The organism is Amycolatopsis sp. CB00013, assembly GCF_001905755.1.
GTDB lineage: Bacteria > Actinomycetota > Actinomycetes > Mycobacteriales > Pseudonocardiaceae > Amycolatopsis > Amycolatopsis japonica.
On record NZ_LIWC01000001.1, the window covers coordinates 2040620 to 2053107 of the forward strand.

Sequence of the window (12488 nt, forward strand, 5' to 3'; positions counted from 1 at the left end):
GCGACGACGACCTGCGGTGACACCGACGCCCGCATCGGCAATACGGACCCTTAGGTATTGCCGCGAGCCTTGCCATGAGACCACCAGAGGGTGAATCTCAGACTGTTCGCAGTGCCCCTCTGTTACCTCGCCACAGCGCAACTCCCCCGCACGCGCCGGTCGGCCACCCAGTCGGGTAGCCGAAGTCCCCACCTGTCCCTTACGGGCGGCCCGCCGCGCTTGCTTCGCGTTCGACCATCCAGTTAGGAGTGTTCCGACGGTGAAGACCTCGCTCAGGCGCGGGCTGGCCACGGCCTGCGCCGGTGTCGCCGCGCTGGTCGCCCTGCAGGCGCCCGCCACCGCGGCACCCGCCATCACGGCGGCCACCACGATCCCGATCAAGATGCAGGCCCAGGAGAAGAGCAACTGGTGCTGGGACGCCAGTGGCAACACGATCGCCGCCTGGTGGGGCCACTCCCTCACCCAGACGAAGTTCTGCCAGGTCGCGCACAACGAGTCCGGTTCGGACTGCGCGAACAACCAGGGCTACCTGAGTGATCAGCAGCGCGTGTTCCGCTGGCTCGGGTTCAGCAACGTCGGCACCTACAGCTCCTCGGGCCAGACGCTGAGCTTCGCCTCGATCAAGAGCCAGGTCGACGCGCGGCAGCCGATCGGCACCCGGATCGGCTGGCGCAACGGCGGCGGCCACATGCACGTGCTCTACGGCTACGACAACACCAACGGCGCGACGACGGTGTACTACGGCGACCCGTGGGGCTCCAGCCCCCGCTACAACCAGATGAGCTACAACGCCTACCGGTCCAACAACTCGTTCACCTGGACCCACACCGTCTACGGGATCAAGGACTGAAACCATGAAGCGAACCTTCCTCGGCGCCACGATCCTCGCCCTCGGACTGTCGCTGGCGCTCGGCGGCCAGTCCTCCGCGGCCGACGCCCCCAGTGGCGCGCCCACCGCGGCCGACCTCGCCGCGGTGTCCACAGTGGTCACCAGCGACGCGACCACCCAGCGGCTCGCCAAGGCGCAGTTCCCCGGCGCCGCCAAGGCGGACACGGCCCTCGCGGCCAAGACCGCCAAGGCCGATCCGCGGACACCGGTGGCGGTCTACCAGCCGACCGCGGCCTTCATCGCCGGCACCTCCACCGTCCCGGCCGAACTCGCCTATGTCGCCACTCCGGCGACCCTGGGCAACGGTGACGCCGCGACCGTGTGGTCGCAGCGTGAGGGCTCGGGCTGGTCGGTCTACAACGTCGCCTCGGGTGACGTCGAAAAGCGCCTCGCGGCGCAGGTCGGCAAGGGCTACCTCCTGAGCGAACCTCAGGCGGGTGCCTGGTACGCCGTCGACGGGGACACCGTGACCGTCCTCGACGGCTCGTCGGTGGCGAAGACCGGCGAGAAGATGTCGCTCGCCGCCTACCGCGAAGCCCTGCAGAGCCGCTACGGCGACAAGCTGCCCGGCTCGACGTACGACCGCACCGGTGCCGCCGGTGGTTACGGTGCCGCCCCGGTGGGCGACACCGAGGTGCCGTGGTGGCCGTACGCGCTCGGCGCGGTCTTCCTCGCCGCCGCGGGCACGGCCGTCACGCTGCGGCTCCGCAAGCAGTAAGCGCCAAGTATGCGGGCGGGCTGAAGGACGCTTTCACCGCATGCGATGCAAGGAAAGCGTCTTTCACCGCGTGGCATGCGGTGAAGGACGCTTTCAGCCCACCGTCAGGCGAACGTGTAGTCCTCGATGGGGAAGCTCTGCGCCTCCTTGATCGCGTTCAACGTGGACGACGGCCGCAGCAGGGTCGCCTCCCCGTGCGGGTTGAAGTAGTAGCTGTTCGCCGGGGCGCAGTTCCCGAGCGTGAAGATCGAGTCGCCGAGGCGTTCGGTCATCCGGTCGAGGAACGCATCGTTCGCCTCCTGCGTCACCTCGAACTCCGTCGCGCCACGCCGCCGCATCGCGCCGAAGAGCCGGTCCATATGCCGCATCTGCGTCTCGATGGTGGTGAAATAGGACAGTCCCGAGTAGGAATACGGGCTGTTGAGCGAGATGAAGTTGGGGAACTTCGGGATCGCGACACCCTCGTAGGCCTGGAAACGGTTCTCCCGCCACCACTTCCCGAGATCCCGGCCGTCGCGTCCGATGATCTCGATCGCCGGGAAGTTCGCCTCCCAGAGGTCGAATCCGGTCGCCAGCACCAGGACGTCGATGTCCCGCCGCCGTCCGTCCGCGGTCTCGATGCCGCTCTCGTCGATCTTCGCGATCGACGTCGTCTCCAGGTGCACGTGGTCCTTGGTGAAGGCCGGGTAGTACTCGTTGGAGAACGTCGGGCGCTTGCAGCCGAACGAATAACGCGGCGTCAGTTCGGCGCGCAGCCCCGGATCCCGCACCTGACGGCGCAGATGCGCCTGGCACCACAGCTTGCCGAGCCGGTTCGCCATCGGCAGCTGCTTGTAGTGCAGCACACCGGAGACCATCATCAGCTCCAGCAGCGCGGTCCCGGTCAGCCGGGCGGCCCGCTGGGTGAACGGGAGCGCGGCGAACGCGCGCCGGACCGCCTTCGGCACCGGGAAGTCCAGTTTGGGGCTCACCCAGATCGGGGTCCGCTGGTACACGGTGAGGTCCCGCGCGACCTTCGCGATCTCAGGGATCAGCTGGACCGCGGTCGCGCCCGTGCCGATCACCGCGACCCGTTTGCCCGCGAGGTCGTACTCGTCGTCCCAGGCCGTGGTGTGGATGACCTTGCCGCCGAACGTGTCGATCCCGGCGATGTCGGGTTTCTTAGGCTGGGAAAGGAATCCCGTGGCGGTGAGGAGGTATTTGGCGGTGACCGGGTCGCCGTCGGCGAGCGAGACCTTCCAGTGCGCGTCCGCCTCGTCCCAGACCGCGCCGGTGACCACCGAGCCGAAACGCATGTAGCGCCGCAGCCGGTACTTGTCCGCGACGTGCTCGGCGTACCGCTTCAGCTCCGCGCCCGGCGCGAAAAGCCGCGACCAGTGCGGATTCGGCTCGAACGAGTACGAGTAGGTGGCCGACGGGATGTCGACGGCCAGCCCGGGATAGCGGTTCACATGCCAGGTGCCGCCGAGGTCGGATTCGCGTTCGAGGATGAGCAGGTTGTCGTAGCCGAGCCGGTTGAGCTGGATCGCCGCGCCCATCCCGCCGAAACCGGCCCCCACGACGACGGCGTCGTACTGCGTGGTCATGCGTTTTCCTCCCGGTGGGTGTCCTGGTCGAGGCGGGCGCGGTAGCCGTCCCGCTCGGGTGAATCGGGGCGCAGCGCCCGGTCGTCCCGCATCAGCCGCCGGAACGCGTTGAGCGCCGGTTCGGGGGTCACGGCCGCGAGGGTCGCGAGCGCGCCGACGTAACCGGGCACGGCGATCTCCGCGGCCCGTGTGCGGACGGAATCCACCACGGCGTCGGCGATCCGCTCCGGTTTCACCTTGGGGATCGGCCGCATGTCGAGCCCGGACGCGAGCGCGGTGTCGACCGCCGACGGCAGCACGGCCGAGACGCTCACGCCGTGCGGCGCGTACTCCAGCCGGGTCGCCGCGGTCAGCCCGACGACGGCGAACTTGCTGGCGTTGTAGATCGCCAGCCCTTTCACCGGGAACTTCCCGGCCAGCGAAGCGACGTTGACGATGTGGCCGCGCCCGCGTTCCAGCATGCCGGGCAGCGCCAGCCGCATGCCGTGGACGACGCCGAAGACGTTGACCTCCATGGTCGCCCGGTTCAGCGCGTCGGAGAGATCGAGGAAGCCGCCGTTCGGCATGATCCCGGCGTTGTTGACGAGCACCGCGAGCGGTCCGTTCGCCTGTTCGGCCTCGCCGAGGAAAGCGGCGAACGACGCCGGATCGGCGACGTCCAGATGATGCGCGGTACCGCCGATGTCGGCGGCGGTCCGTTTCGCGGCTTCGAGGTCGAGGTCGCCGATGGACACGCGGGCGCCGAGGGCGGCCATGCGTTCCGCGGTCGCGCGGCCGATGCCCTGCCCCGCGCCGGTGATCGCCACGTGCGCGCGAGTGAGGTCGAGATGCGGGTACTTGGTCATGCGCGTACTCCTGCTCGTTCGAAGGCTTCGGCGACCAGGGCGGGCGCCGTCCTCGACGCCGTGGCGAGCACGTGCTCCCGGCGCCGTCCGTCCATGAAGTTCGCGCCCATGGCGGCGAGATCGGCGGGCCCCGGCTCGATCCGCACCACCCGGACACCGGCCGCGCGCAACCGTCGCGCCTCGTCGTCGACCCGCCTGGTCATCGCCGTCCGCAGCAGCCGTTCCAGCCGGGCCGCGCCACGCGCCGGTGCGCCGCCCTCGCTGCTCATCGGTGCGATCAGCACGACCTCGCCGACGTCGTGACCGAGCAGGAGATCAGCCGAGGTCGGCGAGATCGTGCCGCCGTCGAGCAGCGGCTGTCCGTCCACAACGGACGGTGGGAACCAGCCGGGGATCGCCCACGACGCGGCGATCGCCTCACCGAGCCGGGCGGGTGGTGCGTCCGGGGAACCGAGCGCGATCCGCTTCCCCGTCAGGTCCGCGGCCATCAGCCAGGTCGCGGGATGCGGGACCCAGCCGCCGGGTGCAAGCGCGTCCCCGAGCTCGCGAAGCCAAGTCGCATCACCGCGTCCCCGGGGCAGAAGACCCGCGAGACCGGCGAGCGTGTCGACGTCCCGGCGCAGCGCGGCCCGGACCAATCCGGCCGCCGGCCAGCGCGGGGACGGCACCGGCGGAAGCCGGTCCGGCACCCGCCGGACGTGCGCGGCGACGACGGCGTCGCCACCGGGCGCGCCCGCCACCGCGTCGAGGATCGCTTTCGCCGGGATGCCCGCCCCGAGCATGGCCACCGCTTCGGCCCCCGCCGACGTCCCGACCAGGATGTCCGCCTCTCGCGGATCCCAGCCGGCCTCGGCGTGCAGCGCGTCGAGGACCGCGGCCGTCCAGGCGAACCCCAAGGTCCCGCCGCAACCGAGCACCAGCGCCCTCGCGGAATGACGTGTCATTTCCGGAACGGTATGTCATTTGAACGCGTCAGGCAATAAGCTGGCGGAATGACGACGGAGATCCCGGTCAGCAGGGCCGCACGGAAGAAGCAGGAACTACGGCGCGAGATCGTGGAGACCGCGTTCGACTGCTTCGCCGAACGGGGCTACCACGCGACCGGCATCGCCGACATCGCCGCCCGGCTGGGCATCGGGCACGGCACCTTCTACCGGTACTTCCAGAACAAGCGGGACATCGTCGACCACGTCATCACGGACCTGGTCGAGAAGGTGGTCGGCGCGCTGGCCGCGGACAACGCGCCGGACGCGGTCAACAGCCTGGCCGAGTACCGCAAGCAGAGCGCGCGGATCGGCGACGCGCTCGCCCGGATCTTCGGCAGCGACCCGCGGATGGCCCGGTTCCTCCTGCTCGAGGCGGCGGGTATCGACGCCGAGATGCGGGAGCGGGTGCTGGACTTCTACGAGACCGCCGCCGAGCTGACCGCGGGCTATCTGCACCACGGTGTCCGCCTCGGGTATCTACACGAGGACCTGGACGTGGACTCCACCGCCCGCGCGATCAACGGGATGATCCTCGCGTCGGTGCTGTCCGAACTGCGCGATCCTTCACCGGAGCGGCAGGTCGCGATGAGCCGGGCGGTCCGCCGGGTGATGTACGACGGGATAGCGACACACCAGTAAGCGGGGTCTGGGCGATACTGGTGCCACGCTTATGGAACAGGGTCCGGACAGCCGGGTCTAGCGCCTGAAACGCATACCGGCACCGACGAAAACGAACCTTCACGGATTCCGCAGGGTGTGGCTGGGCGGTTCGCCGAACGCCGCGCGGTACTGCGCGCTGAACCGGCTGCCGTGCAGGAAACCCCACTTCGCCGCGACGCCCGTCACCGTCGTGCCGTCGCCGGGCGCGGCGGCACGGAGGTCCGCTCTGGCCAGGTCGAGCCGGATCCGGCGCAGGTAGGCCATGGGCGTGGTGTCCAGATGCCGCCGGAACGCCAGTTGCAGGGCCCGCACCGAGACCCGGCAGGCGCGAGCGACATCGGCGACGCCGAGGTCGAGGTCCGGATTCGCCTCCAGGAAGGCGACCGCGCGGCGCACTGTGTCCGGAACGGCGTCCCGCCGGTCAATCGGGCGCTCTTCGCCCCGGCCCGTGGTGAAGGTGTCCAGTGCCATGGCGGCCATCAGCCTGCCCGCCGCGCCGAGTACCAGCGGGCCGTTCTCCACGCCCGGATCGGTGAACAAGGCGGTCATGTAGTCGACCGTCCGGCTCCATCGCCGGGCCTTCTCCGGGCTCACCGGCTCGTAGCACAACCGCTCCACCACAGGTTCCGGGTCGATTCCGCTGAACAGCGAGAGGTCGATCCCGGTGATCTGCAGCCGCGTGCCGTGCAGCCCCGTCCGGTACTCGCGGTCGGGATGCGGACCGACGAACACGTCCCCCGGACCGAGCCTGCGGTCGCTGACCCCGTCGTCGAGCTCCTGTTCACCGTCCAGCACCCGCAAAAGCACCACCCTGCCCAACGGCTGGACGACGACCTCCGTGGTCAGCGTGTTGTGCAGGAAGTCGAAGTGCACATCGCCGAGATCACAGCGGTTGTGCTCGAAACGGTAGCTTTCGACGCTGCCGCGGACCCGCAGGCGATTGTCCCGGTACGCCTCGGCGAGCAGGGCACACGCCTGTTCCGGATCGGTGGTCGCGAATTCCGTCACCTTCGGTTCGTGCACGCCGCTCACTCCTCACCCGCGCGTTCGAGGATCGCCCTGGCCCGGGCTTCGACCGGCTTGTCGATCATCTGACCGTCCGCCACGGCCACCGAACCGTCGCCCACGAGCGCCGCCACTCCCCTCGCCCACTCGATCTCACTCGCCGACGGGGCCAGCCCACGATCGGCGACCGCGACCTGACGCGGGTGCACGCAGAGTTTTCCGGTGAAGCCGAGGGTTCTGGCGTGGTCGAGGTCGGCGATGAGCGCGGCTTCGTCGTCGAGCGCCGTGGTGACGCCGTCGATCGGGGCCGCCCGGCCGGTGGCCGCCGCGGCGACGACGAGCGCGGACCGCGCGTACCGCAACGCCTCGTGCGACCGGTGATCGACGCCGAGCTGCGCGGCCAGGTCGACACTGCCGAAAGCGGGCCTCACCACCGCGTCCGCGCCGCAGACCGCCACCGCGTTCGCGATGCCGGTCGCCGTCTCCACCAGCGGCACGATCGGGACCCCGGGCAGCCGCCCGGCGAGGGAATCGATCTCGGCGGGATCCTCGGCCTTGGGCAGCATCACCGCGAGCGCGCGCCCGATACTCGCGACATCCTCGTGGTACCAAGCGGTTCCGGCGCCGTTGATGCGGACGACCGCCTGATGACCTTCGTCCAGCCACGCCCGGACGTGTTCGCGGGCGGACTCCTTCCGCTCGGGCGCGACGGCGTCCTCCAGATCGAGGATCACGACGTCGGCGCCGCTGACCGCGGCCTTGGCGAAGCGGTCCGGCCGGTGACCGGGGACGAACAGGAAGGTCTTCGCACTGGTTTCGTTCATCGGCCGAGGCTCCGCATCGTCCCGGTCGCCGTCCGCCGTCCGTGGCGATCGCGCACGGCGGTGCCGCCCTCGTCGGCCCGGACGATCATGCCCTGATGGTCGAACAGCGGCGAGACGAGACGGTAGTCGAAGGCCAGCCGGCCGGTGCTCCCCTGTTTCCTGGCGGCTTCGGCCATCGCGAGCGCCTGCAACGGGCCGTGCGTGAGCAGCCCCGGATAACCCTCGACATCGCGGGCGTAGTCGCGGTCGTAATGGATGCGGTGAGCGTTGTAGGTCAGCGCCGAGAAGCGGAACAGCAGAGTCGGCGAGACATCGATCGCCCATTCGTCCTCGGCCGCCGGCACTTCCGGTTCCTCGATGGCCGCTTCGACCTGTCCGGAGGCGGCGTCGCGGTAGACGATGTCCTGCTCCTCCTCGACCACGACCGCGCCACTCTGGACGATCCTGTGGCCGGTCACGACGAAGGTCAGCCGTCCGGTGCGGCCCTGCTTTTCCGTCGTGGAAAGCACTTCCGTATGCCGCTCGGCGGGCAGCCCGCACCGCAACGGCCCGAGCGCCCGCACTCGCCCGCCCGCCCACATCCGGCGGCGTCCCGGCTCCGGCGGCGCGGGGATCGTGCCACGGACCGGATGGCCGTCCGGCCCCAGGTCGGCCTGCGCGGGCCGATCCAGCAGGTAGAACCAGTGCCACAGCGGGGGCAGGCCGTCGCGGTCCAGATCCGGCAGGTCGACGTCGAGCAGCGAGGCCAGCGCCTCCGCGGGGCCGGGCTGCAGGATTTCCTTCACGTTCGTACCTCCTGCCGGGCACCGAACTCGGCCCGGATCGACTCGTTGTGCGCACCCAGCGCGGGCACCGGCCCCATGACCGGTTCGCGGCCGTCGACCTCGACCGGCGGGAGCAGCGCCTCCAGCGGGCCCGCCGGGGTTTCCACCGCGCGCCAGCGGTTCCGCGCGATCAGTTGCGGATGCCGGGTGAACTGCTCGGGCGTCCGCAACCGGGCGTTGGCGATCCCGGCCCGCTCCAGCAGATCTCCGACCTCGTCGGCGGTCAGGCCGGTGAAGGTCTCTTCCAGGATCGCGGTGAGCTCGCCGTCGTTGCGGACTCGATCGTCGTTGGTCCGGAACCGCGGATCTCCGGCGAGTTCGGGATGCGCCAAGACATCCCGGCAGAGAACGACCCACTCCCGTTCACTTTGGACACTCAGGAAGACCTGGTCGTCACCGGTGCGGAACGGCCCGTACGGCGAGATCGACGGATGCGCCGCCGCCGTGCGCCTAGGCGGTTCCTGGCCGTAGCGGGAGAAATAGGCGGGCTGGCTCATCCATTCGCCGAGCGAATCGAGCATCGCGACGTGCAGGCTCGCCCCCTCGCCGGTGCGCTCGCGCTCGTACAGCGCGGTGAGGATGCCGCTGTAGGCGTACATCCCGGTGGCGATGTCGGCGATCGAGATCCCCGCCTTGGCCGGGGTCTCCGGCGTTCCGGTGGACGTCACGAGACCGGTTTCGCACTGCACCAAGAGATCGTAGGCCTTCTTCGTCCGATATGGGCCTTCCGGACCGTAGCCCGAGATCGAACAGTGGACGAGTTCCGGGCGTTCCGCGCGCAACGTCGCGGCGTCGAGGTCGAGCCGTTCCGCCGCTCCGGGGGCGAGATTCTGCAGAAAGACGTCCGCCCGGCCGATCATCGCGCCGAGCAGCGCCCGGTCCGCCGGATCCTTGATGTCGAGTTCGACGCTTTCCTTGCCCCGGTTGAGCCAGACGAAGTAGCTCGACTGCCCGTGCACGGTCCGGTCGTAGTCGCGGGCGAAGTCGCCGACACCGCGGCGTTCGATCTTGATCACGCGCGCGCCGAGGTCGGCGAGCTGGCGTGAGGCGAAGGGCGCGGCGACGGCCTGTTCCAAGGCGACGACGGTGATTCCCTCGAGTGGTTGGCGCATGAAGCCTTCCTCGGTGGTCAGGACGGGATGCGGTGCCGTTCGATCAGCTGGCGCGCGATCACGCCGCGCTGGATCTCGTTGGTGCCCTCGCCGACGATCATCAGTGGCGCGTCGCGGAAGTACCGTTCGACGTCGTACTCCGTCGAATAGCCGTAGCCGCCGTGGATGCGGACCGCGTCGAGCGCGATCTCCATCGCTGCCTCGGAAGCGAACAGTTTCGCCATCCCGGCCTCCAGATCCGCGCGTTCGCCCGAGTCGTAGCGGCGCGCCGCGTGGTGCACCAGCTGACGCGCGGCCTCGAGTTTGGTCGCCATGTCCGCGAGATGGTTGCCGACCGACTGATGCTTCCAGATCGGCTTGCCGAAGCTTTCGCGTTCCTGGGCGTAGCGCAGGGAATCCTCCAGTGCGGCCCGGCCGACGCCGAGCGCCCGGGCCGCGACCTGGATCCGGCCGATCTCCAGGCCCCGCATCATCTGGGCGAAGCCACGCCCCTCCACGCCACCGAGCAGGGCGGTGACCGGCGCGTGGAAGTCGTCGAAGGAGAGTTCGCAGCTCTCGACGCCCTTGTAACCGAGCTTGGGCAGATCCCGCGAGACCTCGAAACCCGGCCCTTTTTCCACCAGCAGGACGGAGATGCCCTTGTGCGCGGGTTCGGCGGCGGGGTCGGTCTTGCACAGCAGCGCGACCAGCTGGGACCGGCGCGCGTTGGTGATCCACGTCTTGCTGCCGTTGATCACGTACTCGTCGCCCTCACGGCGTGCGGTGCTGCGGAGTGCCTGCAGGTCCGAGCCGCCGCCGGGTTCGGTGAGCGCCATCGTCGCGCGGATCTCGCCCGTCGCCAGCTTCGGCAGGTAGGTGTCCTTCTGTTCCTGAGTGCCATACGTGGCAAGGAGTTTCGCGACGACGGTGTGGCCGCCCATCGCGCCGGCGAGGCTCATCCAGCCGCGGGCGAGCTCCTCCGTCACCGACGCGTAGCACTCGGCGGAGACGTGGGTCTCGCCCCACGGCTCGGGCACGGCCAGCCCGAAGACTCCCATCGCCTTCATCTGGTCGATGAGTTCGCCGGGATAGGTGTTCGTGTGGTCGAGCTCCCGCGCGACGGGCCGGACCTCGCGATCCACGAACTCGGCCACGAGCGCGACGATCTCGGTCTCTTCCTCGGTCATGTTGTTATCATGAGCGATGATGAGACGGTATGTGAAATACCGAATCATGATAGCCGCATACCGGTCCGCGATGTGAAGGGACGCCGGTGGACTTCAAGCAGCTCAAGGCGTTGGTGACGGTCGCCGAGGTCGGCAGCGTGACCCGCGCGGCCGAACTGCTGCACCTGGTCCAGCCCGCGGTCACCCGGCAGATCCGCACCCTGGAACAGGAACTCGGGGTGCCGTTGTTCGAGCGGACCCGCCACGGGATGCGCCCCACCGAGGCGGGCGCGACGCTCGTCGAACGGGCACGCCGGGCGCTCACCGAACTCGACCGGGCACGGGCCGAGCTCGCCCCGAAACCCGGGGTGGTCACCGGCATCGTCACGGTCGGCCTGCTGGAGAGCGCCGCCGAACGGCTCGCCGCGCCGCTGACGACGGCCGTGCTGCGTGAGCATCCGGGCATCGAACTGCGGCTGCTCACCGCGTACTCGGGGCATCTCCAGCGGTGGATCGACGACGGTGACGTCGATCTGAGCCTGCTCTACAACCTGACCAGCACGCCGTCGCTCAATGTCCGCCCGCTGGTCCGCGAACGGCTCTGGGCGGTCGCTCCCCCGTCGGCCGGGCTCGACCCCGCGCGACCCGTGCCGTTCGCCGAGGTCGCCGCGCATCCGCTGGTCATGCCGTCCGAGGGGCACGCGCTGCGCACCCTCATCGACGGCGCGGCCCGCGAGGCGGGCACCGAGGCGGAGGTCACCGTGCAGACCAACGCCATGACCCTGCAGAAACGCCTCGTGCTCGGCGGGCACGGCTGGACGATCCTGCCCGGTATCGGCATCGCGGCGGACGTCGCCGACGGCACCCTGAGCGCGGCTCCGGTCTGCGAACCGGAGGTCTGGCGGACCGTCGTCCTCGGCACGCCGAGGACGGGGCGCGTCACGCCCGCCGTCGACGCCGTCGCCCGGGCGCTGGTCCGGCAGATCCACCGGACCGTGCGCGAGGGCGAGTGGCCCTCGGCGCGGCTCTGGGAAGACCGAACAGGAGAAGAATGAGCACGCTCCCCCGCACCGGCCACGCCGTCGCCGCGGACGGCACCCGGCTGGCCTACCAGTGGCACGGCACCGGCCGGCCGCTCATGCTGCTGGCCGGGCAGGCGAACGACCACACGTGGTGGGACCGCACGCGCGGGGATTTCCCGAGCACGATCACCATGGACTATCGCGGCACCGGCGCCAGTGACGCACCCGATTCCGCCTACTCCACAACGGGTTTCGCGGACGACGTGATCGCGGTGCTCGACGGGCTCGGGGTCGGCGAGGCCGATGTCTACGGCACCTCGATGGGCGGGCGCGTCGCGCAGTGGGTCGCCGCGCGGTATCCCGATCGGGTGCGGCGGCTGGTGCTCGGTTGCACCACGCCGGGCGGCAAGCACGGCGTCGAGCGATCGAACGACGTACGGCTGGCCCTGGCGCGACGATCCTCTGTGGAGGCTCGCGAGACGTTGACGGACTTGATGTACACGCCCGCCTGGCGCGCGGCGAATCCCGGTCCGTACCGGGTGCTGGGCGCGCACGGCATGTCGCCGCACGCGGTGCGCGGGCATCTCGTCGCGAGCAACGGCCACGACGCCTGGGACGTATTGCCGGAGATCAGCGCGCCCACCCTGGTCCTCCACGGCGACGACGATCTGCTCGCGCCCGTGGCGAACGCGCCGTTGCTGACGGAGCGGATTCCCGACGCGCGGATGCACCTCTTCGCCGGGGCACGGCACGCCTACTTCGACGAGTGCCGCCCCGAATCGAGTGACCTGGTGAGCGACTTCCTCGGGTAGACCATGCCTGCCGGGTATGTGCCCATCGCGGATTTCTATTTCTCAACCGCAGGGATCACA

At 69.9% G+C, this 12488-nt stretch carries 13 protein-coding genes; 5 read left to right on the forward strand and 8 right to left on the reverse strand.

Going from position 1 to position 12488, the window contains the following annotated elements:
- The first annotated feature begins 259 nt into the window (after positions 1-259).
- Together AMK34_RS09080 and AMK34_RS09085 are read left to right on the forward strand one after the other, a co-directional pair.
- A complete protein-coding gene (locus AMK34_RS09080; RefSeq protein WP_073844273.1) occupies positions 260-850 on the forward strand; it encodes a papain-like cysteine protease family protein in 591 nt (196 codons plus the stop codon).
- Positions 851-854: 4 nt separating this feature from the next.
- The gene (locus AMK34_RS09085; RefSeq protein ID WP_072026539.1) at positions 855-1607 is read left to right on the forward strand and encodes a hypothetical protein; all 753 of its coding nucleotides are present in this window, start codon (positions 855-857) and stop codon (positions 1605-1607) included.
- 104 nt (positions 1608-1711) lie between these two features.
- On the opposite strand, the gene AMK34_RS09090 is transcribed toward AMK34_RS09085, so the two are convergent.
- The 3 genes from AMK34_RS09090 to AMK34_RS09100 are packed head-to-tail and all read right to left on the reverse strand — an operon-like array spanning position 1712 to position 4982.
- Positions 1712-3193, reverse strand: a complete 1482-nt coding sequence (locus tag AMK34_RS09090) for a flavin-containing monooxygenase (RefSeq protein ID WP_073844275.1) — start codon at positions 3191-3193, stop codon at positions 1712-1714.
- Positions 3190-4038 (reverse strand): SDR family oxidoreductase, encoded by an 849-nt coding sequence (locus tag AMK34_RS09095; RefSeq protein ID WP_073844277.1) that lies wholly within the window; start codon positions 4036-4038, stop codon positions 3190-3192. Before AMK34_RS09095 ends, AMK34_RS09090 begins: the two co-directional genes overlap by 4 nt.
- On the reverse strand, positions 4035-4982 hold the full coding sequence (locus AMK34_RS09100) for a patatin-like phospholipase family protein (protein ID WP_241832726.1): 948 nt from the start codon (positions 4980-4982) through the stop codon (positions 4035-4037). The genes AMK34_RS09095 and AMK34_RS09100 overlap by 4 nt, the downstream gene beginning before the upstream one ends.
- A gap of 48 nt (positions 4983-5030) precedes the next feature.
- Here AMK34_RS09100 and AMK34_RS09105 point away from each other — a divergent pair, with 48 nt between their 5' ends.
- On the forward strand, positions 5031-5663 hold the full coding sequence (locus tag AMK34_RS09105; RefSeq protein ID WP_038511819.1) for a TetR/AcrR family transcriptional regulator: 633 nt from the start codon (positions 5031-5033) through the stop codon (positions 5661-5663).
- Between the two features lie 99 nt (positions 5664-5762).
- Here the strand turns inward: AMK34_RS09105 and AMK34_RS09110 are convergent, their stop codons facing one another.
- Genes AMK34_RS09110 through AMK34_RS09130 form a run of 5 tightly spaced genes read right to left on the reverse strand, consistent with a single transcriptional unit; the run spans position 5763 to position 10615 of the window.
- Complete coding sequence (locus AMK34_RS09110) at positions 5763-6707, reverse strand: helix-turn-helix transcriptional regulator (RefSeq protein ID WP_073844714.1); 945 nt, start codon at positions 6705-6707, stop codon at positions 5763-5765.
- 5 nt (positions 6708-6712) lie between these two features.
- On the reverse strand, positions 6713-7513 hold the full coding sequence (locus AMK34_RS09115; RefSeq protein ID WP_073844281.1) for an HpcH/HpaI aldolase/citrate lyase family protein: 801 nt from the start codon (positions 7511-7513) through the stop codon (positions 6713-6715).
- Positions 7510-8298, reverse strand: a complete 789-nt coding sequence (locus AMK34_RS09120) for a mesaconyl-C4 CoA hydratase (RefSeq protein ID WP_073844283.1) — start codon at positions 8296-8298, stop codon at positions 7510-7512. The genes AMK34_RS09115 and AMK34_RS09120 overlap by 4 nt, the downstream gene beginning before the upstream one ends.
- Positions 8295-9449: a CaiB/BaiF CoA transferase family protein gene (locus AMK34_RS09125; RefSeq protein WP_073844285.1), complete on the reverse strand. Its 1155-nt coding sequence runs from the start codon at positions 9447-9449 to the stop codon at positions 8295-8297. The genes AMK34_RS09120 and AMK34_RS09125 overlap by 4 nt, the downstream gene beginning before the upstream one ends.
- A 17-nt stretch (positions 9450-9466) precedes the next feature.
- Entirely contained in the window at positions 9467-10615 is a 1149-nt protein-coding gene (locus tag AMK34_RS09130) for an acyl-CoA dehydrogenase family protein (protein WP_073844287.1), read from the reverse strand.
- An 86-nt stretch (positions 10616-10701) separates the two neighbouring features.
- On the opposite strand from AMK34_RS09130, the gene AMK34_RS09135 reads away from it, so the two are divergent.
- Both AMK34_RS09135 and AMK34_RS09140 read left to right on the forward strand, forming a co-directional pair.
- A complete protein-coding gene (locus AMK34_RS09135) occupies positions 10702-11649 on the forward strand; it encodes a LysR family transcriptional regulator (RefSeq protein WP_073844289.1) in 948 nt (315 codons plus the stop codon).
- Entirely contained in the window at positions 11646-12428 is a 783-nt protein-coding gene (locus AMK34_RS09140; protein ID WP_073844291.1) for an alpha/beta fold hydrolase, read from the forward strand. Before AMK34_RS09135 ends, AMK34_RS09140 begins: the two co-directional genes overlap by 4 nt.
- Positions 12429-12488: the final 60 nt, after the last annotated feature.